The sequence below is a fragment of the Rhodobium orientis genome (genome assembly GCF_003258835.1).
GTDB classification, from domain to species: domain Bacteria; phylum Pseudomonadota; class Alphaproteobacteria; order Rhizobiales; family Rhodobiaceae; genus Rhodobium; species Rhodobium orientis.
On the sequence record NZ_NPEV01000006.1, the window covers coordinates 1 to 23,891 of the forward strand.

Annotated in this window: 24 protein-coding genes; 13 read left to right on the plus strand and 11 right to left on the minus strand. The window is 66.7% G+C overall.

All coding sequences use genetic code 11. The annotated features are described in order from the left end of the window. Positions 1–62 precede the first annotated feature (62 nt). From mltG to fabD, 5 genes are all read right to left on the minus strand, one after another. Positions 63–1,268 (minus strand): endolytic transglycosylase MltG, encoded by a 1,206-nt coding sequence (gene mltG, locus CH339_RS04355; RefSeq protein WP_111433067.1) that lies wholly within the window; start codon positions 1,266–1,268, stop codon positions 63–65. A gap of 121 nt (positions 1,269–1,389) precedes the next feature. After that, positions 1,390–2,652 (minus strand): beta-ketoacyl-ACP synthase II, encoded by a 1,263-nt coding sequence (gene fabF, locus CH339_RS04360; protein ID WP_111433068.1) that lies wholly within the window; start codon positions 2,650–2,652, stop codon positions 1,390–1,392. A 56-nt stretch (positions 2,653–2,708) separates the two neighbouring features. Further along, positions 2,709–2,945, minus strand: a complete 237-nt coding sequence (locus CH339_RS04365) for an acyl carrier protein (protein WP_111433069.1) — start codon at positions 2,943–2,945, stop codon at positions 2,709–2,711. A 266-nt stretch (positions 2,946–3,211) separates the two neighbouring features. After that, positions 3,212–3,949 carry a 3-oxoacyl-[acyl-carrier-protein] reductase gene (gene fabG / locus CH339_RS04370; RefSeq protein WP_111433070.1) on the minus strand — a complete coding sequence of 246 codons (738 nt, stop codon included), beginning with the start codon at positions 3,947–3,949 and terminating at the stop codon, positions 3,212–3,214. 27 nt (positions 3,950–3,976) lie between these two features. Then, positions 3,977–4,918, minus strand: coding sequence for an ACP S-malonyltransferase (gene fabD / locus CH339_RS04375; RefSeq protein ID WP_111433071.1), 942 nt, complete (start codon positions 4,916–4,918; stop codon positions 3,977–3,979). Between the two features lie 338 nt (positions 4,919–5,256). On the opposite strand from fabD, the gene rpsF reads away from it, so the two are divergent. From rpsF to CH339_RS04425, 10 genes are all read left to right on the plus strand, one after another. Beyond that, positions 5,257–5,721 (plus strand): 30S ribosomal protein S6, encoded by a 465-nt coding sequence (rpsF, locus tag CH339_RS04380; RefSeq protein WP_111433171.1) that lies wholly within the window; start codon positions 5,257–5,259, stop codon positions 5,719–5,721. Positions 5,722–5,733: 12 nt separating this feature from the next. Next, positions 5,734–5,982 carry a 30S ribosomal protein S18 gene (rpsR, locus tag CH339_RS04385; RefSeq protein WP_111433072.1) on the plus strand — a complete coding sequence of 83 codons (249 nt, stop codon included), beginning with the start codon at positions 5,734–5,736 and terminating at the stop codon, positions 5,980–5,982. A 119-nt stretch (positions 5,983–6,101) separates the two neighbouring features. Then, entirely contained in the window at positions 6,102–6,704 is a 603-nt protein-coding gene (rplI, locus tag CH339_RS04390; protein WP_111433073.1) for a 50S ribosomal protein L9, read from the plus strand. Positions 6,705–7,002: 298 nt separating this feature from the next. After that, positions 7,003–8,283: a cyclopropane fatty acid synthase gene (locus CH339_RS04395; protein ID WP_276329875.1), complete on the plus strand. Its 1,281-nt coding sequence runs from the start codon at positions 7,003–7,005 to the stop codon at positions 8,281–8,283. A gap of 227 nt (positions 8,284–8,510) precedes the next feature. After that, positions 8,511–9,995, plus strand: coding sequence for a replicative DNA helicase (locus tag CH339_RS04400; protein ID WP_111433075.1), 1,485 nt, complete (start codon positions 8,511–8,513; stop codon positions 9,993–9,995). 4 nt (positions 9,996–9,999) lie between these two features. After that, positions 10,000–11,133 carry an alanine racemase gene (alr, locus tag CH339_RS04405; RefSeq protein WP_111433076.1) on the plus strand — a complete coding sequence of 378 codons (1,134 nt, stop codon included), beginning with the start codon at positions 10,000–10,002 and terminating at the stop codon, positions 11,131–11,133. 2 nt (positions 11,134–11,135) lie between these two features. Beyond that, positions 11,136–12,587 (plus strand): DNA repair protein RadA, encoded by a 1,452-nt coding sequence (gene radA, locus CH339_RS04410; RefSeq protein ID WP_111433077.1) that lies wholly within the window; start codon positions 11,136–11,138, stop codon positions 12,585–12,587. A 52-nt stretch (positions 12,588–12,639) separates the two neighbouring features. Beyond that, positions 12,640–13,278 (plus strand): CvpA family protein, encoded by a 639-nt coding sequence (locus tag CH339_RS04415; RefSeq protein ID WP_111433078.1) that lies wholly within the window; start codon positions 12,640–12,642, stop codon positions 13,276–13,278. A gap of 57 nt (positions 13,279–13,335) precedes the next feature. Beyond that, the gene (purF, locus tag CH339_RS04420) at positions 13,336–14,814 is read left to right on the plus strand and encodes an amidophosphoribosyltransferase (protein WP_111433079.1); all 1,479 of its coding nucleotides are present in this window, start codon (positions 13,336–13,338) and stop codon (positions 14,812–14,814) included. Positions 14,815–14,846: 32 nt separating this feature from the next. After that, positions 14,847–15,617 (plus strand): SDR family NAD(P)-dependent oxidoreductase, encoded by a 771-nt coding sequence (locus tag CH339_RS04425; protein WP_111433080.1) that lies wholly within the window; start codon positions 14,847–14,849, stop codon positions 15,615–15,617. 163 nt (positions 15,618–15,780) lie between these two features. Here CH339_RS04425 and der read toward each other — a convergent pair whose 3' ends face one another. From der to CH339_RS04445, 4 genes are all read right to left on the minus strand, one after another. Then, on the minus strand, positions 15,781–17,205 hold the full coding sequence (gene der, locus CH339_RS04430) for a ribosome biogenesis GTPase Der (RefSeq protein ID WP_111433081.1): 1,425 nt from the start codon (positions 17,203–17,205) through the stop codon (positions 15,781–15,783). Positions 17,206–17,228: 23 nt separating this feature from the next. Beyond that, complete coding sequence (locus tag CH339_RS04435) at positions 17,229–18,581, minus strand: outer membrane protein assembly factor BamB family protein (protein WP_111433082.1); 1,353 nt, start codon at positions 18,579–18,581, stop codon at positions 17,229–17,231. Positions 18,582–18,583: 2 nt separating this feature from the next. Then, complete coding sequence (locus CH339_RS04440; RefSeq protein ID WP_170138402.1) at positions 18,584–19,327, minus strand: tetratricopeptide repeat protein; 744 nt, start codon at positions 19,325–19,327, stop codon at positions 18,584–18,586. 286 nt (positions 19,328–19,613) lie between these two features. Next, positions 19,614–20,186, minus strand: a complete 573-nt coding sequence (locus CH339_RS04445) for an NnrU family protein (RefSeq protein WP_111433084.1) — start codon at positions 20,184–20,186, stop codon at positions 19,614–19,616. A 178-nt stretch (positions 20,187–20,364) separates the two neighbouring features. Between CH339_RS04445 and CH339_RS04450 the strand changes: the two genes are divergently transcribed. The 3 genes from CH339_RS04450 to CH339_RS04460 all read left to right on the plus strand — a co-directional run bounded on the left by CH339_RS04450 (position 20,365) and on the right by CH339_RS04460 (position 22,664). Beyond that, positions 20,365–20,712 carry a TraR/DksA family transcriptional regulator gene (locus CH339_RS04450; RefSeq protein ID WP_111433085.1) on the plus strand — a complete coding sequence of 116 codons (348 nt, stop codon included), beginning with the start codon at positions 20,365–20,367 and terminating at the stop codon, positions 20,710–20,712. A 186-nt stretch (positions 20,713–20,898) separates the two neighbouring features. Beyond that, positions 20,899–21,324, plus strand: a complete 426-nt coding sequence (locus CH339_RS04455) for a L,D-transpeptidase (protein WP_111433086.1) — start codon at positions 20,899–20,901, stop codon at positions 21,322–21,324. A 215-nt stretch (positions 21,325–21,539) separates the two neighbouring features. After that, positions 21,540–22,664 (plus strand): calcium-binding protein, encoded by a 1,125-nt coding sequence (locus CH339_RS04460; protein WP_170138403.1) that lies wholly within the window; start codon positions 21,540–21,542, stop codon positions 22,662–22,664. Between the two features lie 177 nt (positions 22,665–22,841). Here the strand turns inward: CH339_RS04460 and CH339_RS04465 are convergent, their stop codons facing one another. Both CH339_RS04465 and CH339_RS04470 read right to left on the minus strand, forming a co-directional pair. Continuing rightward, entirely contained in the window at positions 22,842–23,168 is a 327-nt protein-coding gene (locus CH339_RS04465; RefSeq protein WP_111433088.1) for a DUF2218 domain-containing protein, read from the minus strand. Continuing rightward, positions 23,165–23,773, minus strand: coding sequence for a PadR family transcriptional regulator (locus CH339_RS04470; protein ID WP_111433089.1), 609 nt, complete (start codon positions 23,771–23,773; stop codon positions 23,165–23,167). Before CH339_RS04470 ends, CH339_RS04465 begins: the two co-directional genes overlap by 4 nt. Between the last annotated feature and the right edge of the window lie 118 nt (positions 23,774–23,891).

Genomic DNA, 23,891 nt, shown 5'->3' on the forward strand with positions numbered 1-23,891 from the left:
GCCGCGGCCGCCCTTCTGTTGGGACGGGATCGCCGGCGCATCGGGACGCGCCGCGATGCGCGTCAGTTGGCGGCCGGTGCCTCGCCGTTTCCGGTGTCGGCACCGTCTTGCGACTGTTCTTGTGAACCGTTTTCCCCGGCCGCCTTTTCCGCCGCAGCCTTTTCGGCCTCCTCGCGGCGCTTCTTCTCGACCTCGCGCCAGCGCGCGACGTTGCGGTTGTGCTGTTCCAGGGTCGAGGAGAACTGGTGACCGCCGGTGCCGTCGGCAACGAAGAAGATCTCGTCGGTGCGCGAGGGATTGGCGACGGCCTCCATGGCGGCGCGGCCCGGATTGGCGATCGGGCCCGGCGGCAGGCCGTTGATCTGGTAGGTGTTGTAGTCGTTCGGCTTGTTCAGCTCGCTGCGCAGGATGGTCCGCGATTCCTGCCAGGCGGAGCCGCCATGCAGCCCGTAAAGGATCGTCGGATCGGATTCCAGACGCATGCCGCGCTTCAGCCGGTTGATGAAGACGCCGGCGACCCGGCTGCGCTCGTCGGCGCGGCCGGTCTCCTTTTCCACGATCGAGGCGAGGATGACGAGTTCCTCCGGCGTCTCGATCGGCAGGTCGTCGGCGCGCCGGTTCCAGATCTCGTCGAGCGCGCGCTCATGTGCATTCTTCATGCGCTCGATGACCTGCTGGCGCGTCGTGCCGCGGTTGAACTTGTAGGTGTCCGGCAGCAGCGAGCCTTCCGGCGGGATCGCCGTCAGGTCGCCGATCAGGATGTCGTTGGCGTTGAGCCGGGCGACGACCTGCTCGCTGGTGAAGCCTTCGGGAATGGTGACGCCGTGGAGGATGGCCTTGCCCTCCACCATGGTGTCCATCACCTCCTGCATGCTGGCGCGGGCCTTGAACAGGTATTCGCCCGCCTTCAGCCTTGCCGCGTTCTTGTAGATGCGTACGCCGGTGGAGAACACCCAGCCCTCGGAAATCACGCCCTGGCGTTCCAGCGAGCCGGTGATGGAATCCAGCGTCGCGCCCTGCGGGATCATGATGGTCTTGTCCTGGGCCAGCGGGCCGGGCTCGTCGAACTGCAGCTTGCCCCAGTAGAGGAAGGCGCCGCCGAAGACGATGCCGACGACGAGGAGCGTCATGATCAGGTTGAGGAGCATGACCACCGGGTTGCGCACATGGCGCGAGCGTCCCGGCGGCGGCGGCGCCGGCTCGGGCTGGATCGCCTCGCGGGGGCTGCGCGGATTGAGGCGATGGCCGGTTTCCGGATTGTCAGACATGGCCTGCAGGATCCTCCTTGGCGCCGGCCTTGTCCGGCCGCGCGGCGTTCAGCCGGTCACGCGAAAAAGACTCCGGAACGAATATGGCAAAAGGGCGGATACCGGGTCGCACCGCCGCCCCTCACGCGACCTTCCTGAAGATCAGCGAGGCGTTGGTGCCGCCGAAACCGAAGGAATTCGACAGGACGACGTCGACATTCATCGACTTCTTGACCTTGGGCACGAGATCGATCCTGGTCTCGACCGACGGGTTTTCCAGGTTGATCGTTGGCGGCACGACGCTGTCACGCATGGCAAGCAGCGAGAAGATCGCCTCGACCGCGCCGGCCGCGCCGAGCAGATGCCCGGTCGCCGACTTCGTCGACGTCATCGTGATGCCGTCCGCGGCATCGCCGACGAGGCGATGGATGGCGCCGAGCTCGATCTCGTCGCCGAGCGGCGTCGAGGTGCCATGGGCATTGACGTAGTCGATGTCGTGCGGCGTCACGCCGGCCCGTTCGATCGCCGCCTTCATGCAGCGATAGGCGCCGTCGCCGTCTTCCGCCGGCGCCGTGATGTGGTAGGCGTCGCCGGACATGCCGTAGCCGATGATCTCGCCGTAGATCTTGGCGCCGCGTGCCTTGGCGTGCTCGTATTCCTCGAGCACGACGACGCCGGCGCCCTCGCCCATGACGAAGCCGTCGCGGTCCCGGTCGTAGGGCCGGGAGGCCTCCAGCGGCCGGTCGTTGAAGCCGGTGGTCAGTGCCCGGCAGGACGAAAAGCCCGCCATGGCAAGCCGGCAGACCGGGGATTCGGTGCCGCCGGCCACCATCACCTCGGCATCGCCGAGGCCGATCAGCCGCGAGGCATCGCCGATGGCGTGCGCACCCGTAGAGCAGGCCGTCACAACGGCGTGGTTCGGGCCCTTCAACTGGTGGCGGATGGAGACGTAGCCGGAGGCGAGGTTGATCAGACGGCCGGGAATGAAGAACGGCGACAGCCGTCGCGGTCCGCGGTCGCGAACCGTGAAGGCGCCGTCCTCGATGCCCTTGAGACCGCCGATGCCGGAGCCGATCAGGACGCCGGTGCGGATCTGGTCCTCGTAGCCTGCCGGCGACCAGCCGGAGTCCGCGATCGCCTGGTCCGCCGCCGCCATCGCGTAGACGATGAAGTCATCGACCTTGCGCTGCTCCTTCGGCTCCATCCAGTCGTCCGGGTTGAAGCTGCCGTCGGATCCGTCGCCACGCGGCACGAGACAGGCCACCTGACAAGGCAGATCCGACACCTCGAAATGCTCGACCCGCACGGCGCCGCTCTTGCCGGCCAAAATGCGGTTCCAGGTAACATCAACGCCACAGCCAAGCGGCGTGACCATTCCGATTCCGGTGACGACGACTCGCCTCATACGAACTACCGACAGCTTGTTTCAACAACCATTCCGAGAGGGGAAACCGCGTAACGTTATGCGGTGTTCTTCTCCAGGAAGCTGACGGCATCGCCGACGGTCAGGATGGTCTCGGCGGCATCGTCCGGAATTTCAACGCCGAATTCCTCTTCGAAGGCCATCACGAGCTCGACCGTATCCAGGCTGTCGGCCCCGAGATCGTCGATGAAGCTAGCATTCTCGGTGACCTTGTCGGCATCAACACCAAGATGCTCGACGACAATCTTCTTCACCCGCTCAGCGATTTCGCTCATTTCAATAGTCCCTAGTCTCTTTCACGGTTCCTGGGTCGACGGGATAATCCCGTGCGCGCAATACGATCCTGGTTTCCCTGGAGGATCATCCGTTGATCGGAGCCGGAAGCTTTCGACCTTCAGATCGGTTGCTTTTCGGCGCTCACTGACCAAAACGCCGTCATTTGACGTGGCGGTTGGTAACACACTTTCCTATGCTTGACCAGACGCCGAAAGACCACCCGGAGCATTCCGGAAGTGGCTTTGCGTCGCAGGCATTTTTCCTTTTAAATCATAGCCATACCGCCATTCACATGAAGTGTCTGGCCGGTCATGTATGAGGCTTCGTCGCTGGCCAGATAGACCACCGCGGAGGCAATGTCCGCACCGCTGCCGAGACGGCCGGCGGGAACGGATGCCAGAATCGCTTCGCGCTGCTTTTCATTGAGCGCATCGGTCATCGCCGTCTCGATGAAGCCGGGGGCGATCGTGTTCACGGTAATGCCCCGGCTGGCGACCTCCTGGGCGAGCGATTTCGACATGCCGATGAGGCCTGCCTTGGTCGCGGCGTAGTTGCCCTGGCCGGCATTGCCGGTGACGCCGACGACGGAGGTGATGCCGACGATGCGGCCGTAGCGGCGCTTCATCATACCCTTGACGGCCGCCCGGGTGAGCCGGAAGCTGGCGGTCAGGTTGACCTCGAGCACCTTGTCCCACTCGTCGTCCTTCATCCGCATGAAGAGGTTGTCGCGGGTGATGCCGGCATTGTTGACGAGGATGTCGAGCCGGCCCATCAGCTCTTCGGCCTTGGGCACCAGGGCATCGACGGCATCGCGGTCGGACAGGTCGCAGGCGACCACATGCACCCGCTCGCCAAGCTCATGGGCAAGGCCCTCGAGCCGTTCGGCACGGGTGCCCGAGAGCGTCACGGTCGCGCCCTGCGCGTGGAGCGCGCGCGCGGTGGCGCCGCCGATGCCGCCGCTGGCGCCGGTGACCAATGCGTATTTGCCCGTCAGATCGAACATCGGATGGTCCTCTTCTATATCTTGGCGTCAGGCCAGCTTTTCAGCGAGCGCATCCAGGTCTTCCGGCGTGTTGACGGCGATCGCCTCGATACCGCGGGCAATCCGCTTGGCAAGGCCCGTCAGCACCTTGCCGGAGCCGATCTCGACCAGGGTGGTGACGCCGTTGTCGGCGAGCCAGCCGATCGACTCGCGCCAGCGCACCGAACCGGTGACCTGGTCGACGAGCCGGGTGCGGATCTCCGCCGGGTCGCTGATCGGGCCGGCAACGACATTGGCGACGAGCGGCACGGCCGGCGCGGCGATCTCCACGCCGGCGAGCGCCTCGGCCATGACATCGGCGGCCGGCGCCATCAGCGGACAATGGAAGGGCGCGCTCACCGGAAGCAGCATGGCGCGCTTGGCGCCCTTGCCCTTGGCGATGTCGGCAGCCCGTTCGACGGCAGCCTTGCGGCCGGAGATCACCACTTGGCCGGGGGCGTTGTCGTTGGCAACGGAACAGACCTCGCCCTGGCAGGCCTGCTCGGCCACCTCTTTCAGAACCTCAAGGTCGAGGCCGAGGACGGCCGCCATGGCGCCCTCGCCGACCGGCACCGCTTCCTGCATGGCCTGGCCACGGATGCGCAGGAGCCGCGCGGTATCGGCAAGGCCGAAGCTGCCGGCGGCGGCAAGCGCGGAATATTCGCCGAGCGAATGGCCGGCAACATAAGACGCGCTGCGGGCGACCGTGACGCCGCGCGCTTCCAGCGCCCGCATCGCGGCAAGGCTGACGGCCATCAGCGCCGGCTGGGCGTTCGCCGTCAGGGTGAGCCGGTCTTCCGGCCCGTTCCACATGATGTCGGTGAGGTTTTCGCCAAGCGCCTCGTCGATCTCCTCAAAGACCGCGCGCGCTTCGGGAAAGGCCTCGGCCAGCGCCTTGCCCATGCCGACGGCCTGGCTGCCCTGGCCCGGAAATGTGAATGCAACTGCCATGGGGTTCCTGAGAATGCCCGTTTATCGGTGTCGTTGTTCGTCGTAAATTCTGGCAGGTCAAGTGACGGCCCAATCCAGCGCTGTCAAGGCCGCGGGCCGCGAAATCGACCGTCCGCGACAGTTTCGCCTTGCTTTTCCTCAACATTGGGGTATATCGCTCACGCTTCAATCAGCCGCTCGGCCGGGGGCTGAACGGAAGGTCCGGTGTCATGCCGGCAGGATCGATCAGGCGATCCGGCTTCCCGTGTTCCCGCTCTCGAAGGTGACCATCGAGCCTTTCCTGGAGGCTTCGAAGGGGCTTGGCGCCGGGCTGCGCAACGAAAAGGAAAGGCGGCTTCATGCCACTTTACGAACATGTATTCCTTGCCCGGCAGGACATCTCCGGGCAGCAGGCCGAACAGCTCGTCGACCAGTACAAGACGCTGATCGAGGAGAACGGCGGCAGCATCAAGAAGGTCGAGAACTGGGGCATCCGCAATCTCGCCTACCGCGTCAAGAAGAACCGCAAGGCGCATTACGCGATGATGAACATCGAGGCGCCGCACGCCGCCATCGCCGAGATGGAGCGCCAGATGCGCCTCAATGAGGACGTGCTGCGCTATCTCACCGTGCGCGTCGACGAGTTCGAGGAAGGCCCCTCGGCGATGATGCAGAAGCGTGACCGCGACGACCGCCGGCGCCGGGACCGTCCCGAGCGGGGCGACCGTCCGGAGCGAGGCGACCGCGGCGACCGCCCGCGCCGCGACGACGATCGCGGACCGCGGCGTGACGACGACCGCGGCTCGCGCGGCGGCGAGCAGTAAGGAGAACAGACCATGGTTGATATCGCACAGCTTCCGACCCGGCGTCCGTTCTTCCGTCGCCGCAAGACCTGCCCGTTCTCCGGCGCCAACGCACCGAAGATCGACTACAAGGACATCAAGCTCCTGCAGCGCTACGTCTCTGAGCGCGGCAAGATCGTGCCGAGCCGCATCACCGCGGTCTCCGCGCGCAAGCAGCGCGAGCTGTCCAAGGCGATCAAGCGGGCCCGCTTCCTCGGGCTTCTGCCCTACGTGATCAAGTAAGCCGGCCGGACGGATCCCGTCCGACCTCCCTTTGGGGCGGCGCGCCCATTGCCGGCGCCCGCCTCTAACCGCGACGGGAAACGGTTTCCCCCGCGGGACAGACGGCAAGGAGAAACCCAATGCAAGTGATCCTGTTGGAACGCATCGCCAGGCTCGGCCAGATGGGCGACACGGTGAAGGTCCGCCCGGGCTATGCCCGCAACTTCCTTCTGCCCCAGGGCAAGGCGCTGCGTGCGACCGAGGCCAACCAGAAGCGTTTCGAGTCGCAGCGCGCCCAGCTCGAGGCCCGCAACCTGGAACGCAAGCAGGAAGCCGAGGCGGTCGCCAAGAAGCTCGAAGGCCTGACCTTCGTCGCCATCCGCCAGGCCGGCGAGACCGGACAGCTCTACGGCTCGGTGTCGACCCGCGACATCGCCGAGGTGCTCGACGCCGGCGGCTTCACCATCGGACGCAGCCAGGTCGACCTCAACCAGCCGATCAAGACCATCGGCATGCACGACGTCATCGTCGCGCTGCATCCGGAAGTCGAGGTCACGGTGACCATGAACGTCGCCCGCTCGACCGACGAGGCCGAACGCCAGGCCCGCGGCGAGGACCTGACCCAGCGCGACGAGGGCTTCGTGCTCGACGTCGAGGATGAGGACGAGGAAGACGAGGAAGAGGCAACCGCCGAGACCGAAGAGCCGGCGGCTTCGGACGAGGAAGAGGCCCGCGAGGACTAAGCCTCCCTTTCCTGCAGCTTCAAGAATCGAACGCCGCGCCGGCACCCCTGGCGCGGCGTTTTTCTTTGCCGCCGCCGAGTTCCCGCCGCCCGCGAAAACCGCCTTTTTCCGATCGGATTGCGGCGCAGTCGCTGCCTGTCGACGTCGCGTCAGGGTCGTCTTTCGTCGGAAGCCGGCTTGCCGCTGTATACAGATTTGCCCTATATTTTTGTCAGGTGACGCGTTCTAGAATGACTACAGTGGACCCGGCGGCGCTTGCGGGAGCGACGGCGGGAGGCGTGATGTCGGGGATTCAAAGATGATGCGTTGGATACCGGAGGGCCTCATGTTCCGGTTGGTGAAGGCTGCCTTGCGATACGTCGTCCGGTTCGGACGCCTGGAGGTGATCGACGCGGGGGGCGCCCTCCACCGCTTCGGCGACAACACCGGAGAGCTTGTCCGCATCCGCCTCGCCGATCCGTCCGCCTACAAGGCCTTCGTCTTCAATCCGGAACTGCGCCTCGGCGAAGCTTATATGGACGGCAAGCTGATCATGGAGGTCGGCTCGCTCTACGACTTCCTGGCGCTGGTCATGTCGAACATGCAACAGGCGGGGCCGACGCCGCTCGCCCGCCTGCAGGGCTATGTGGAATATGCCACGCGGCGGCTGCGCCAGATGAACACCTTCACCCGCGCCCGCGAGAACGTCGCCCACCATTACGACCTCGACAGCCGGCTCTACGAACTCTTCCTCGACGAGGACTGGCAGTATTCCTGCGCCTATTTCTCGTCGCCGGAAACCGGCCTGGAAGAGGCCCAGCTCGACAAGAAGCGCCGGCTGGCAGCCAAGCTCGCCCTCGACCACGGCAACAGGGTGCTCGACATCGGGTCCGGATGGGGCGGCCTCGGGCTCTATCTCGCCGAAATCGCCAAGGGCGAAGTCACCGGCGTCACCCTTTCGGAGGAGCAGCACCGGGCCTCGCGCCGGCGCGCCGAGGAGCACGGCGCGGCCGACCATGTCGACTTCCGCCTGCAGGACTACCGGACCCTAGACGAGACCTTCGACCGCATCGTCTCGGTCGGCATGTTCGAGCATGTGGGCACGAACCACTACAGGGAATATTTCGCCAAGTGCTTCGACTTGCTCGCCGATGACGGCGTCTTCGTGCTCCATTCCATCGGCCGCTTCGACGGGCCGTCCTACACCAACGCCTGGATCCGCAAATACATCTTCCCGGGCGGCTACATCCCGGCGCTGTCGGAGGTCATTCCGGTGATCGAGCGCTCCGGCTTCAAGGTCAGCGACGTGGAGATCCTGCGCCTGCATTACGCCGAGACGCTGAAGGAGTGGCGCCGGCGCTTCATGCAGCACTGGGACAAGGCCGCCAAGATCTATGACGAGCGGTTCTGCCGGATGTGGGAATTCTATCTCGCCGCCTCCGAATGCGCGTTCCGCTACCAGGACCTGATGGTGTTCCAGATCCAGTTGGTGAAGGACCAGACCGCGCTGCCGCTGACCCGGCGCTATATGGAGCAGCGGGCGGATGAACTGCGTGCATGCGAGAACCGGCGCCAGCCGGTCAACCTGGCCGGCGAATAGGCCCCAAGCGACATCCATTGCCGACATAATCTGACCGCGAATCGCGTTAGACTCACCGCCTGTCGCCGACAATCCCGAGTCAAGGACCGGGCGCGCCCGGACGCGGATTCGCGCCGCGATTCTTTGCCGTCTGTGGATACCGGCGATAACCCCATTTGCCGCGGGCGCGCGAGTCCTTTCCAGGGACGTTTCGCGCTATCGAACAAGGGTGTGAAGGAAGGAAGTCCATGGCCTCGACCGCCCGTTCGATCGACAATCTGCCGACCCAGCGCGTCGCCCCGCATAATGTGGAGGCGGAACGCCAGTTGCTGGGCGCGATCCTCGTCAACAACGAGACGTTCGATCGCATTTCCGGCTTCCTGGAGGTGCGCCATTTCTTCCTGGAGCCGCACCGGGAAATCTACACCCGCGTCGCCGAGCTGATCCGCGCCGGCAAGGTCGCCTCGCCGATCACCGTCAAGACCTTCTTTCCGGTCGATCACCGGATCGGCGAGCTGCCGGTCACCCAGTATCTGCTGCGCCTCGTCGCCGATGCCACCACCGTCATCAACGCCGTCGACTACGCCCGCTCGATCGCCGACCTCGCCACCCGCCGCAACCTCATCCGGATCGGCGAGGAGATGGTCAACACGGCGTTCGACGCACCGGTCGACATGCCGCCGAACGCGCAGATCGAGGACGCCGAACGCCGGCTCTTCGAACTGGCCGAGACCGGCAAGTTCGACGGCGGCTTCAGCACCTTCACCGACGCGCTCGCCGCCGCCATCGACATGGCCGCCGCTGCCTACCAGCGCGACGGACACCTGTCCGGCCTCGCCACCGGCCTCGACGACCTCGACCGGCTGATCGGCGGCCTGCAGTCGTCCGACCTGATCATCCTTGCCGGCCGCCCGGCCATGGGCAAGACCTCGCTCGCCACCAACATCGCCTACAACGTCGCCAGGGCCTATCGCGGCGAGGAACAGGCGGACGGCACGTTTACGACCGTCGACGGCGGCGTCGTCGGCTTCTTCTCGCTGGAAATGTCGTCGGAACAGCTGGCCACCCGTATCCTCGCCGAACAGGCCGGCATCCCCTCGTCCCAGATCCGCCGCGGCGCCATCGACGAAGACCAGTTCGCCCAGCTCGCCGCCGTCTCACGCGAGATCCAGTCGGTGCCGCTGCATATCGACCAGACCGGCGGCCTCAATGTCGCCCAGCTCGCCGCCCGCGCCCGCCGGCTGAAGCGCCAGCGCGGCCTCGACTTCGTCATCATCGACTATCTGCAGCTCCTCCAGGGCTCCAGCCGGCGCGCGTCGGAAAACCGCGTCCAGGAGATCACTGAGATCACCACCAATCTGAAGGCGCTGGCCAAGGAGCTGAACGTGCCGATCCTGGCGCTCTCCCAGCTCTCGCGCCAGGTCGAGTCGCGCGACGACAAGCGCCCGCAGCTCGCCGACCTTCGCGAATCGGGCTCCATCGAGCAGGACGCCGACGTCGTCATGTTCGTCTATCGCGAGGAGTACTATCTGAAGAACAAGATGCCGAAGGAAGGCACCGAGGAATTCTTCAAGTGGCAGGCGGAGATGGAAGGGGTGGCCGGCATCGCCGAGTTGATCATCGGCAAGCAGCGCCACGGCCCGACGGGCACCATCCAGCTCCAGTTCGACGCCGACGTCACCCGCTTCTCCAACCTCCTTGCCGACGACCATCTGCCGGCACGCATGGACTAGTTCCTTGAATTTCGCCGAAACCACCAACGATCTTGCCGGCGGCCGGCTGACCATCGACCTCGACGCGCTCGGCGCCAACTGGCGGCTCTTGGCATCGAAGGCGCCGGCGGCCGTGTGCGCCGGCGTCGTCAAGGGCGACGGCTACGGCATCGGCCTTGAGCGCGCGGCCGAGACCCTCCAGGCCGCCGGCTGCACGACCTTCTTCGTTGCGCTCCCGGACGAAGGACTGCGCGCCCGCGCCGTCGCGCCGCAAGCAACGATCTACCTCCTCGGCGGGCTCTTTGAAGAGAACGGCCCGGCCCTTGCCGCGGCCGGCATCCGGCCCGTCCTCGGCAGCATGGAGGAGATCGGCGAGTGGGAGGCGTTCTGCCGCGCGTCCGGCAACGCCGTTCCCTGCGGCATCCATGTGGACACCGGCATGAACCGGCTCGGCCTGACGCTGAACGAGGCGCGTGCGCTTGCCGGCGACCCGGCGCGCGTGGAGGCGATGGGCGCCAGGCTCCTTATCAGCCACCTCGCCTGCGCCGATGCTCCCGGCCACGACCTGACGGCGCAGCAGATCGCCCGATTTTCCGAAATCCGCGCGCTGTTTCCGGGCCTCAAGGCCTCGCTCGCCAATTCCGCCGGCGTGCTCGGTCAACCGGGCGCCCATTTCGATCTCCTGCGCCCCGGCATCGCGCTCTATGGCGGTGAGGCGATTTCCGGCATCGACAATCCGATGCGCCCGGTCGTCACGCTTGAGGCGCGCATCATCCAGATCCGCAACGGCAATCCCGGCGAGACCGTCGGCTACGGCGCGACCGAGACGCTGAAGCGACCGTCGCGCATCGCCGTCGTCGCCATCGGCTATGCCGACGGCTACCACCGCCGCGCCGGCTCCACCGATGCCGCGCCCGGCGCCCGCGTCCATCTCGGCGGCTTCGATGCGCCGCTTGTCGGGCGCGTCTCCATGGACCTCATCGCCATCGACGTCACCGGCATTCCGGAAACCGTCGCCCATCGCGGCGCCTGGGTGGAGATGTTCGGGCCGAACGTTCCCGTCGACGAGGTCGCGGACCGGGCCGAGACCATCGGCTACGAATTGCTGACCGGGCTCGGCCGGCGCTACCGCCGCACCTATCTCGGCGGCGGGGCCTGAGCGTGGCCCGTCGCGCCGTCAGCTATGTCTGCCAGAATTGCGGCAACGTCACCGCGCGCTGGGCCGGGCGCTGCGAGGGCTGTGGCGAGTGGAACACGATCGTCGAGGAATCGGCGACCGGTGGCATCGGCGCCGGCCCGAAAAAAGGCGCCTCCTCGCGCGGCCGGGTCGTCCCGCTGGTGCCGCTTGCGGGAACGGAGGCCGAGGCGCCCCGGATCACAGCGGGCATTGCCGAACTCGACCGGGTCACCGGCGGCGGCTTCGTGCGCGGCTCGGCCCTTCTCATCGGCGGCGATCCGGGTATCGGCAAGTCGACCCTGCTCTTGCAGGCCTGTGCATCGCTCGCCAAGGCCGGCTCTGGCGTCATCTACGTCTCCGGCGAGGAGGCGATCGCCCAGGTCCGGCTGAGGGCCGAGCGGCTCGGCCTTTCCGGCGCGCCGGTGCAGCTTGCCGCGGAAACCAATATCGAGGACATCCTCGCCACCCTGAAGGATGTGCCGACGCCGGCCCTCGTCATCGTCGATTCGATCCAGACGCTGTGGACCGACACGGTGGAATCGGCGCCCGGCACGGTCACCCAGGTGCGTGCGTCGGCCCAGGCTCTGGTGCGCTACGCCAAGAATTCCGGCGCCGCCGTCGTCCTGGTCGGCCACGTCACCAAGGACGGCCAGATCGCCGGCCCGCGCGTCGTCGAACACCTCGTCGACGCCGTGCTCTATTTCGAGGGCGACGGCGCCCACCAGTTCCGGATCCTCAGGTCCGTCAAGAACCGCTTCGGGCCGACCGACGAGATCGGCGTCTTCGAGATGACCAGTTCCGGCCTCAACGAGGTGCCTAACCCCTCCGAACTGTTCCTCGGCGACCGGCACGGCGAGACGCCGGGGGCCGCCGTCTTTGCCGGCATGGAGGGCACGCGCCCGCTGCTTGTGGAGATCCAGGCGCTCGTTGCCCCCTCGCCGCTCGGCAATCCGCGGCGCACCGTCGTCGGCTGGGATTCCGGCCGGCTTTCCATGATCCTTGCGGTGCTGGAAGCGCGCTGCGGGCTCAGGATCGGCACCCATGACGTCTATCTCGCGGTTGCCGGCGGTCTCCGGATCAACGAACCGGCGGCCGACCTTGCCGTTGCCGCGGCGCTGATCTCGTCTGCAAGCGGGGTTGCTCTTGCCTCCGAGACCGTCTATTTCGGCGAAGTCGCATTGTCCGGCGCCGTCCGGCCGGTTGCGCACGCCACCGCCCGCCTGAAGGAAGCGCGCAAGCTCGGCTTTGCCCGCGCCGTGGCCGCGGCGGCAACGAAACCGGATGCCGACACCGCCAGCGGTGCCGTCCTGACCGGGGTCGACGATCTCGCCGACCTGGTCGCCAGGGTGGTCACGGCAGGCGACAGGGCTGACGGTCCACCCGTCCGCGACGGCGCGAGGAACGCGCTTCCGGCCGGCCAGGATCTGGATGATTGAACGGGCGCCCGTCCCGCCTTTTTGGGACCCGCGCATCGGAGACCGACGAACGATGCCGATCACCATTTTCGATGGACTGCTTATCTTTGTGATGCTGATCTCGGCACTTCTGGCGATGATCCGCGGCTTCGTGCGCGAAGTGCTGTCGATCGCGTCCTGGGCAATCGCTTTCGTCGTCGCGATCCTGTTCTACAAGCAGCTCGTTCCCTTCGCCAAACAGTACATCAGCCACGACATGGTCGCCCAGGTCGCGGCCGGCGCGGCGATCTTCCTGGTCACGCTGATCGTCGTGTCCTATATCACCATGCGCGTGTCCGACTACGTCCTCGACAGCCGCATCGGCGCACTGGACCGCACCCTCGGTTTCGTGTTCGGCGCGGTGCGCGGCCTGCTTCTGGTCGTCGTCGCCATGCTGTTCTTCAACTGGGCAGTGCCGCCGGAGACCCAGCCGCGCTGGGTGGCGAGCGCCAAGTCGATGCCGCTGTTGAACTCGATCGGACAGAAGCTGATCGCGGCGCTGCCGGAAGACCCGGAACGCAAGCTGCTCGACCGCTTGCGCAACCGCGGACGCACCACGAGCACGACCCCGGCCGCCGACGGTGCCGAGGCTGACCAGGACGCGAACTATCGCAACAACGAGCGCCAGGGCCTCGACCAACTGATCCAGTCGACCGACGGCACCGCGCAGTAACACAGCATCGCAAACGACGCCGGCCCCTCAGCCGGCGTCCGGCTTTTTGGAGACGCCATGAGCGGTCCCGATCCCGTGGAACTGTCCACCAATCCCTTCGACGACGACAAGCTGCATGAGGAATGCGGCGTCTTCGGCGTCTTCGGCAACCCGGATGCGACCGCCCTCACCGCGCTCGGCCTGCACGCCCTGCAGCACCGCGGCCAGGAGGCGGCGGGCGTCGTCTCCTTCGACGGCCAGCAGTTCCACACCGAGCGCCATATCGGCCTCGTCGGCGACCATTTCACCAAGGCCTCGGTGATCGAGCGGCTGCCCGGCGACAAGGCCATCGGCCACACCCGCTATTCCACCACCGGCGCGCCGGTGCTGCGCAACGTCCAGCCGCTGTTCGCCGAATTCGCCGCCGGCGGCTTCGCCGTCGCCCATAACGGCAACATCACCAACGCGCTGACCCTGCAGCGCATGCTGCAGAAGCGCGGCTCGATCTTCCAGTCGACCTCCGACACGGAGACGCTGATCCACCTGACGGCGACCAGCGACAGGGGCCACCTCGTGGAGCGCTTCGTCGATGCGCTGCGCCAGCTCGAAGGCGCCTACGCCATCGTCGCGCTGTCGGAGAAAAAGATGATCGGCTGCCGCGATCCGCTCGGCGTGCGCCCGCTGGTCCTCGGCGACCTCGACGGCGCCTATGTCCTGTCCTCGGAGACCTGCGCGCTGGACATCATCGGTGCCCGCTTCGTGCGCGACATCGAGCCGGGCGAGATGGTCATCATCACGGAGGAAGGCGGGCTTGAGAGCATCCGCCCGTTCATCGAGCAGAAGCCGCGCTTCTGCATCTTCGAGTACGTCTATTTTTCCCGGCCCGATTCCATCGTCGAAGGCACCAACGTCTATTCGGTCCGAAAGAGCATCGGCGCGGAACTTGCCCGCGAATCCGGCATGCCCGCCGACCTCGTCATCCCGGTGCCGGATTCCGGCACGCCGGCCGCCATCGGCTACGCCCAGGAGGCCGGCATTCCCTTCGAGCTCGGCATCATCCGCAATCACTATGTGGGCCGCACCTTCATCGAGCCGTCGGACCACATCCGCCATCTCGGCGTGAAGCTGAAGCACAACGCGAACCGCAAGATGCTGGAGGGCAAGCGCGTGGTCCTCGTCGACGATTCCATCGTCCGCGGCACCACGTCGCTGAAGATCGTGCAGATGGTGCGCGAGGCCGGCGCCGGCGAGGTGCATATGCGGATTGCCAGCCCGCCGACCATGAATTCCTGCTTCTACGGCGTCGACACCCCGGAAAAGAGTAAGCTGCTCGCCTCGCGCATGTCGATCGAGGAGATGGCCGACTACATCAAGGTCGACAGCCTGGCGTTCCTGACAATCGACGGGCTCTATCGCGCCGTCGGCGAGACAAAACGCAATGCGGAGCAGCCGCAATTCTGCGATGCCTGCTTCACGGGCGACTATCCGACCCGGCTCACGGATCGTTCCAACAACACCACGGTCCGCCAGCTTTCGCTTCTCGCCGAAGCCGGCTGACCGGACCACAAGATTTTCGGACCCTTCAGAATATGACCAAGCCTTTTGCCGACAAGATCGCGGTCGTTACCGGCGCCTCGCGCGGTATCGGCTATTTCACCGCCAAGGCGCTGGCCGAGGCCGGCGCGCACGTCATCGCCGTTGCCCGCACCGAGGGCGGCCTCACCGATCTCGACGACGAGATCCGGGAAGCGGGCGGCTCCGCCACGCTGGTGCCCCTCGACCTCACCGACTATGACGCCCTCGACCGGCTCGGCGCCACGATCTACGAGCGCTGGGGCAAGCTCGACATCCTCGTCGGCAATGCCGGGCTCCTCGGCGAACTTGCCCCGCTCGGCCATATCGAGATCAAAACCTGGGAGCAGACGCTCGCCGTCAACGTCACCGCGAACTGGCGGCTGATCCGCTCCTTCGATCCGCTGTTCAAGCGGTCCGAGGCGGCCCGCATCGCCTTCATGACGTCGGGCGCCGCGCACAAGTGCCGGGCGTTCTGGGGCATCTATTCGGTCTCCAAGGCGGCGCTGGAAGCGCTGGCGCGCACCTATGCGGAGGAGACCCGCAACTCGCCGACCCGCGTCAACCTCTTCAATCCCGGCCCGGTCCGCACCGGCATGCGCGCCCGCGCCATGCCGGGCGAGGACCCGGAGACGCTGCCGCATCCGAGCGAGCTGGCGCCGGCGATCCTGGACCTCGTTTCGCCGTCAACTGACGTCACCGGCAAGATTTTCGACTACCCGACCGGCACGTTCCTGACACCGGGCATGCCGACGCCGGACGACGCGGCCCCTGTGATCGGGTTTTGACGCGGCGCGCCTTGAGCGGAACCATGCGAAGTCGTCATCGCGAGAAGGCCGTCAGGCCGACGCGGCGATCCAGAGCGGCTTGCTCGGAGCGCGCGGCCCCTGGATTGCCGCGCTCGCTTCGCTCGCTCGCAATGACGATGGATATACCTTATAAAACAGTCTCTTACGACCGTTTCTTCTTCTTCGAGGCGTAGGGGTTGTCGCCCTTCCTGAGGGTCAGGCGGACTGGGATGCCGGGCAGGTTGAAGGCGTCGCGCAGGCCGTTGACCATGTAGCGGGTGTAGGCGTCCGGCAGGGATTCAGGGCGCGAGCAGAAGGCGACGAAGTGGGGCGGCCGGGCCTTGGCCTGCGTCATGTAGCGCAGCCGGATGCGGCGCCCGGAGACCGCCGGGGGCGGATGCTGGGCGGTGGAGACCTCCAGCCAGCGATTGAGCTTTGCCGTGGAAACGCGGCGGTTCCATACCTCGTAGGCGTCAGAAACCGCCTTCATCAGCTTGTCGATGCCCTTTCCGGTCATGCCGGAGATCGGCACCAGCGGCACGCCGCGAAGCTGCGGTAGAAGCCGCTCGCATTCGGTGCGAAGCTCCTTCAGCACCGGTTGCGGCTCCTCCACCAGGTCCCACTTGTTGACGGCGATGACGACGGCACGGCCCTCGCGCGCCACAAGGTCGGCGATGGACAGGTCCTGGCGCTCGAACGGCTTCATGGCATCGAGCAGCACGACCACCACCTCGGCAAAGCGGATCGCCCGCAGCGCATCGGCGACCGAGAGCTTTTCCAGCTTTTCCTGGACCCGCGCCTTGCGGCGGATACCGGCGGTGTCGAACAGCTTGATGTTGCGGCCCTTCCAGCTCCAGTCGACGGAGATGGAATCGCGCGTGATGCCGGCTTCCGGCCCGGTGAGCAGCCGCTCCTCGCCGATCATCTCGTTGATGAGGGTCGACTTGCCGGCATTCGGGCGGCCGACGATGGCGACCCTCAGCGGCTTCTTCGGATCGATCGTCGGTTCCGTGCCCTCGTCGTCGTCGCTGACGTCGACCTCGACAACGGCCTCGTCGGCCTCGACGTCCGCCGGCGCGGTGTCGATGCCGATGCCGCGGAAGGCTTCATCGAGCGCGTCGAAGAGATCCGCGAGCCCCTCACCATGTTCGGCCGACAGCGCCACCGGCTCGCCATGGCCGAGGGAGAAGGCGTCGTAGAGCCCGGCGTCGCCGGCCCGGCCCTCGGCCTTGTTGGCGACAAGGGTGACGGGGGTCGAAAAACCGCGCAGGAATTGGGAGAAATGCTGGTCAAGCGGGGTGACGCCGGCGCGCGCGTCGATCATGAAGAGGACGAGGTCCGCGGCCTTCACGGCTTCCTCGGTCTGAGCCCGCATGCGGCCGGTCAGGCTGTCGGCATCGGATTCCTCCAGCCCCGCCGTATCGACGACGGTGAAGGTGAGATCGCCGAGCTTCGCCCGTCCCTCGCGGCGGTCGCGGGTCACGCCCGGGCGATCGTCGACCAGCGCCAGGCGCTTGCCGACGAGCCTGTTGAAGAGCGTCGATTTGCCGACATTGGGCCGGCCGACAATGGCGACGGTAGCGACCATGGTGCGGTCCCGGCCTTCCGGCTCTAACGGAACGCAGTCAGCGTGCCGTCGCCGGAAAGCACGAAGATGGTTCCGTTCGCCGCGATCGGCGAGATGTAGGTCGGCTCGCCGATATCGGTCGTGGCGGCGATGCTGCCGTTGGTGGCGTTGACGGCGATCAGCTTGCTGCCGCTGGAGGCGAACCACAGCCGGCCGCCGGCCAGCACCGGACCGGCCCAGATCTTCAGGTCGTCCTTGTCGTCGCCGCGCGGCAGTTGAGTTGCCCAGACCAGCTTGCCGGAGGAGCGGTCGAGCGCCACGGCCCGGTCCTCGAGATCGACCAGGAACACCGCGTTGCCGGAGACCACCGGCGTGTGCACGCTGCCGACCCCCTGCTCCCAGATGCGCGAACCGTCGGAAAGGTTCAGCGCGACGATGCGCCCGGCGATGCCGGTCGTGTAGACCGTGCCGCCGGCGATCACCGGGCTTGCCGAGACGTCGGACAGGCCCGACAGGGAGTGGATGCGGTAGGACCGGGAGACGGCATCGCTCCATTTCGGCTCGCCCTTGGCGATCGACATCGCGATCACTTCGCCGGAGATCGACGGGAAGATGGCGGTGTCGCCGGAAACGGCCGGGCTCGCCGACGACAGCACGCCGCCGGTGTTGGGAATGCCGCGATAGGTCCACAGTTCCTCGCCGTCGGCCTGGTTGAGGGCGTAGAGCTGGTTGGTCTGGGTGACGACGAAGACCTTGCCGCCGACCGCCGCCGGGGCGCTGCGCGCCGGAGCGGCGAGCCCTGCCCGCCACAGCACCTGGCCGGAGCCGGCATCCAGCGCGACGACCTGGCCGAACGCGGTGGCCGCGAAGATACGGCCGGAATCGGCGGCCAGTCCGCCGCCGGCCGCGTTGTCGTCCTCGCCTTCCGGACGGACCGAGACGCTCCAGGCGCGGCCGCCGCCGGTCGACAGGGCCGTCACCTGGCCATTGGGATCGTATGTGAAGATGCGTCCGCCATAGACGATGGGCCGCGCGGCCACGCGCAAGGATTCGCTCGTCAGCGAGCCGAAGCCGCTGATCAGGCCGCGCGAGCCGGCCTTGACGCGCCAGGCCCGGCCACCGCCGCCGGCAACAGCGACGTTGCCAGGGTTGTTGGCGGCATCGCCGCCCGACTGGGGCCATTGGGAGAGGTCACGCGCGCCGCCGATCGAGGCGGTGCCGTTGGAGACGTTCTTTACCGGGTCTGCCCCCTCGAACAGGGTGTGGCGCTCGCCGGGAAGGATGACCTCCTTCTCGCGGAACGGGTTGAGGTCCTCCAGGCTGGAACAGCCGGCGACCGTGCTGAACGCAAGGACGAGGGAGGCGGCGAGAAGGCCGCGACGGGTCGTTGGTGCCATGCTTACTGATCCTTGCCGTCGGTGCCTTGTTGCGGGGTCGGTTCGGCCGGCGCCTCGGTGCCGGCATCATCCGCCGCGGTGCTGTCTGCGGGCGCACCGGAGCGCGATCCGAGCAGGCCCAGCATGATCTCGGCGCGCTGGCGCAGTTCCTGCGGGGCGCCGCGATCGGCGACGATCTCCTCGAAATTTTCTTTCGCCGCGGCAAAGTCGTCGGCCTTATAGGCGGCGAGGCCGATGATCTCGCGGGCCGAATGGCGCCACGGCTCGCCGGTGGCGGCGAGCGCGGCCAGATAGGCCTTGAGGTCGTCGAAGCTTGCCGTGTCGACCATCAGGTAGCCGGCGCGGATGCGGGCGGCATCGCGCAGCGGCTTGCCGAGGGAGCCGTTGTCGGCGATGGCCCGGAACGACGTGATCGCGTCCTCGACGTTGCCGGTCTCGGCGGCGAGCGATGCGGCGCGCATCTCGGCAAGCGCGGAGTAGCCGGACGGGGCGTCGGCCGCGAGGCCGTTCAGGGTTTCCTCGGCCGTGGTCGGCTGGCCCGCATCGGCGGCGTCCAGCGCGGCAACGAAGCGGTCGCCCGCTTCTCGGGAGCGCGAGGCCTCCCAGGCCTCCCAGCCACGATAGCCGGCGGTGCCGACGACGATGAGAACGGCGACGGCGACGACATAGAGGCCGTATTTGTCCCAAAGACGCTTGTACTGTTCGTGGCGAAGATCTTCATCAACTTCGCGAAAGATGTCGGACATATTCCTCCGCCCCGTGACCTGCCGGCACGTGCACTCCGTAACCCGAAAAAGCGGCGCCACATTAGCCGGTTGACGGTTTTCTCGCAAACCGTCTTTGGCGCCGCGACGGGCGCCCCGGGCGGGCGCCCGAAACCGGCCGCAGATGCGGCACGACCGACGCATTGGCCGGCCTTTTGGACGAGAACAAGGCGGCGCGCAAGGCGCGGCGGTGAAGAATCCTCCCAGCCAGCCATTGCCGAGCGACTGTTGCAGAAAGGCGGCGACCCGCCGCCCGCTCTTTTCGCCCCTAGAAGACGGGAACGCCGATCAGCCAGATGTGCGCCTTCATAACGAAGACGCCGTAGATCACAAGGCCGCCGACGATGGCGATGATGTCGTTGCGCACCGGGCCGCCGGCGACGGTCACCAGCCCCGCCCGCTCGCGCCGGGCCAGCGAAATGCGGGCAATGACGCCCCAGGCCAGGAACGAGCCGAAGAGGACGACGGACGCCAGGTCGCCGTTGACCAGGAGATGGGCGAAGGCCCAGAGCTTGACGGCCAGCACCATCGGATGGCGCACGGCCCTCGTAATGCGGCCATGGGCGTAGGCGCTGATCAGCAGAATGAACACCGGCAGCATCAGAAGATGCACGAGATGGCGCAGGAACAGCGGCGGATCGTAGAGCACCGGCGCGCCGGCGGCCCGCGCCTCGCCGAAGCCCCAGACGATCAGCACCAGGCCGATGAGGGCGATCACCGCATGGACCGCGCGATAGCCGTTGGCCCCAAGCGTTCCGGTCAGTCGTGCCTTCAGCGACGGCATCGACGGCACCAGATGGACACCCAGAAAGGCCATCAGGCCGATGATCAACATGGTCATGGTTTCACCCCACCCCGCAAACAACGCATGCGCCAAGCCGATAGCATCCCTGGACGCGAAAAGCGACCCGGACCGGAGCGATTTGACGCCCCCGCCGCCCTGGCCTTGCGGTGCCGCCGCGAACCGGCAAGGCTGGGCCCATGCACCCGAAGGAAAGAGCGACCATAGGGAGAACGCCATGGACGAGGACCGGCTGCCACGCTTCCGAGCGCTTTTGATCGTCCGCCGCGACGAACTGCAGGCGCTTTCGGAAACCTCGGCGGAGAGCCGCGGCGCGGTGGAACTCGACCAGCAGAGCGTCGGCCGGTTGTCGCGCATGGACGCCATGCAGCACCAGGCGATGGCCGCGGCCAACGAGCGCCAGCGCGCCGCCGAGCTGTCGCGCATCGCCGCCGCGCTCGACCGGCTCGGCCGGGGCGACTACGGCTACTGCCTGTCCTGCGGCGAAGACATCGCCGAGCGCCGGCTGGAGATCGACCCGTCGGCAACGCTCTGCGTCGACTGCGCCCGCGCCCGGGACCGTTGAGCCGATGCGGTCGCCTCCCGGCCGACGGAAAACAGATACCGGCCCGATCGGTTAACCCCGTTTCGCATCCGGCAAGGCCAAATCACAGACAGTTTATTGAAAGCCATTCTAAAATATGGCATTTTTTGGGCAGAGCGGCAGGTCTTGCGATTACCCACTAGTAGTCGCGTCGGGTGGAGAAGTCATATGAAGCGCATTCTGCTGACGGTTGTTTCCCTTTTGTTTCTCACGCTGACCCCGGGCATTTCCAGCGCCTCTGTTGTTGCCAGGATCGATCTTTCACAGCAGAAGATGCGCGTCATCGTCAACGGTCGGCAGTCCTATTCCTGGCCAGTGTCCACGGCGCGGCGCGGCTACCGCACGCCGGTCGGCACCTACCGGCCCAAGGTCCTGAGGCGGATGCACTATTCGTCGAAGTACCACAACTCGCCGATGCCCCATTCGGTGTTCTTCCATGGCGGTTATGCGATCCACGGCACCAACGCCATCCGCCGGCTCGGGCGCCCCGCCTCGCACGGCTGCGTGCGCCTGCACCCGGCCAATGCGCGCCGTCTCTACCAGCTCATCCGCCAGCACGGCATGCGCAACACCCGGATCGTCATCCGGCGCTAGGTTTTCCGTTTTCTCGGACAATAAAGACCGGCCGCACCCCGTGCGGCCGGTTCTTGCGCGCGGGCCGGGGTCGGCAGCGGCTTGCTTAACCCGGCATTAACGCTGCACGAAAAACTGTCGGCAACCGCGTACAGAATGCCGGCGGCGTTAATCCACCGGACATGTCCCCTGCCCTAGAGTCCCCGGTATCCGGCGTTTCAAACGGGGGACCTTCCATGGGTGCGGCAGGCAGTTACGGCGACTTCATGCTGGCAATGCGGGAACGCGAGTCCAGCAACGACTATTCGGCGGTCAACAGCTACGGCTATCTCGGCGCCTACCAGTTCGGCGAGGCGGCGCTGATCGACCTCGGCTATGTGTCTGCCGACGGCAACGCCTACAACAACGACTTTTCCGGCGGCTTCACCGGCAAGGACGGCATCGACAGCCGCGCCGAATTCCTCGGCACGCCGGCGGCGCAGAACAACGCCGCGCAGAAGTGGTTCGCGCTGCTGTGGGACCGGATCGAGTATTTCGGCCTCGACATCTATGCGGGCCAGACGCTCAACGGCGTGGAGCTGACCAAGAGCGGCATGATCGCCGCATCGCACCTGCTCGGCACCGGCGGGCTGAAGGACTTCATCGAGTCCGGCGGCACCGACGTGGGCAGCGACGCCTACAACACCCGGATCACCGAATATCTGGAGCACTTCGCCGACTACCAGACGCCGGGCTCCTTTACCGATGACCGCGCCGAGGCCAACGATCTCGACGGCGGGCGCGGCTCCGACGTTCTTTTCGGCCGAGCCGGCAACGACACCCTCACCGGCGCCAAGGGCAATGACAGGCTGGGTGGCGGTACCGGTTCGGACGAGGCGCATGGCGGCCCCGGGAACGACACCGTTCTCGGCGGGCGCGGCGACGACGCGCTGTTCGGCGACGGCGGGCGCGACCAGCTGTTGGGCCATGCCGGCAACGACAGCCTCGATGGCGGGCGCCACGACGACACGCTGAAGGGCGGCAACGGTCGCGATTTCCTCCTCGGCGGCGGCGGCGACGACTTGCTCTCCGGCAACCGCCACAACGACCGGCTGGTCGGCAGTGGCGGCGACGACCGGCTGTTCGGCGGCGGTGCCGATGACTGGCTGTGCGGCGGACGCGGCGACGACCGCCTCGTCGGCGGCGGCGGCACGGATACGGCGGGCTATGGCGGCGATCCCGACCGCTACACCATTACCGACCTCGGCAATGGTTCGGTCCAGGTCACCGACGATGTCGGCCATCTCGGCACCGATCTCCTGATCGGCGTCGAGCAGATCAATATCGGCGGCACCATCTTTGACATTGAGGACCTGCTCTAAAGCATGTTGCGTTTTTTCTGAAATACGAAACAAGCTTTAGTCCGTTAAATTCACGCGATTTCTTGCCCAAAAAGTCTATCAACTTTTGGCAAAGCGCTTTCGCGCAAGCGGTCCAAAACAGAACGCCGGGGCGATCGGCCCCGGCGTCTGCTCCCTATCTCAGAAATTCCGTTTCCGTCAGCCGGCGCGCCAGTTGATGTCCATCTCGTCGCGGAACGCGAAGCGGACAAGGTGGCGTTCGATCACGTCGGCGAGCCTGTCGGCCTCCGCGGCGTCCGGCGCGACCACGTAAAGGGTGAGCGCCCGCTCGTCGGCGGCCATCGCACAGGTGCCGCCGTCGAAGGCGATCGACCCGGTGGTCTCGTCGAAGGTCACCGGCAGCTTGTGCTGGAAGTGCTTGGCAAGCTGCTGCAGATAGCGGCTCGCCCGCTCCGTCGCGATGTCGGCGACGCGGTGGACGCCCGGCAAGCGCGCGGCGTCGATCGCGGCATCGGTTCCGCTCATTCCGCGTTCTCCACCTCGGCTGCCGCCCTGTCGATCGCGGCAGCCATGGCCTTTGCCGCCTGCGGATCGACCGGACCCTCGCGCAATCGGAGGCGCAGCGCGGTCTTCAGGTTTTCCATGGCGCGCACCACCGGCGCCGGAGCGCCTGCGTGCCGGCCGCCATGGCCGTCGCCCGTGCGGGTCAACAGAGCGTCCGCGGCCGCCCGGTTGGCGGCCAGGAACGCCGCGCCCTCTTCGGTGAGGTGGTAGCTCTTGCGGCTGCCCTCGGAGGCCTCGACCTCCGCATAGCCCATGTCGTCGAGCCAGGCGAGGGTCGGATAGATGACGCCCGGGCTCGGCGAATAGCTTCCGGCGAAGCGCTCCTCGATGGCCTTGATCAGCTCGTAGCCATGGCGCGGGGCGTCCTCGATCATCGCCAGGACGAGGAGCCGCAATTCGCCATAGTCGAACAGCCGGCCGCTTCCGTGGCGCCCGCCGCCTCCGCCGTGGCGGTGACCGTGTCCATGGCCGAAGCCGTGGGCATGCTCGTGCGGCAGGCACTCTTCGTGTTGATGGTTCTGGGTGAAATGGCGGCCTCTGCCGCCGGGGTTGCGTTGGTTTCTCATGGGCTCCGATATAAGTCTCGATATATCGGATGTCAAGATATATCGGGATATATTCCGATACAGGGTTTCCGGGCGGCCTCGCGGGACGCACGCGCTGACCGGCGGTGTCGGCCATGGC